The sequence below is a fragment of the Vreelandella vilamensis genome, from assembly GCF_031451755.1.
Classification (GTDB): domain Bacteria; phylum Pseudomonadota; class Gammaproteobacteria; order Pseudomonadales; family Halomonadaceae; genus Vreelandella; species Vreelandella vilamensis.
Map to the genome: position 1 here is coordinate 1 of NZ_JARWAN010000070.1, position 635 is coordinate 635.

Sequence of the window (635 nt, forward strand, 5' to 3'; positions counted from 1 at the left end):
TCCAGGCTTGATGAGGCGGTGCTCGATGCCATGGCCCTGGCATTCCTGATCAAACGGATGTTGCCCGCTGGGCTTGCGCTCACCGGCCCGTGTGAAGCGATCGGTGAAGGATTTGCCGTTATCGGTCAGCACCGTCTGGATTTTGAAGGGTGCCTTCTCTTCAACTTGCTTCATGAACGCGCGCGCATCCTTTGCGGACTGGCTGCGTCTGACCTCCAGATAGACCCAGCGCGTTGCCCGGTCAATGGCCACGTACAGGTAGCGCTTCTGTTGCTCGTCGGGCATCTGAGGCAGGTGCTTAATGTCAATGTGCATGAAGCCCGGCTCGTAGTCCTTGAAGGGCTTGTGCTTGGGCGTCTCATCATCGCCAGCGTCCTGCCGAGCCAGTTCCGCTAGTGTCGGCACCTCGCGCCGCTGGAGCATACGATGCAGTCCGGAGCGTGACAAGCGAGGGCTCAGGAACTCACGTGCGACGACGAGGAGATCATCTAGGCCGAGGCGAAGGAATTCGCGAGCTGCAATCAGCACCTCCTCCTGCTCGGGCGTGAGCGTGGCCAGCAAGTTGTGACGCGTGTGTGAGCGATCATTGACATCATCACGGTAGCGCCAACGCCGGATGGTCGCGGTGGAGACGC

1 protein-coding gene is annotated in these 635 nt (G+C 60.5%); it reads right to left on the minus strand.

All coding sequences use genetic code 11. The features are described from left to right. The coding region (locus QC823_RS16180; protein WP_309657366.1) for a DDE-type integrase/transposase/recombinase at positions 1 to 635 on the minus strand (635 nt) is incomplete at both ends.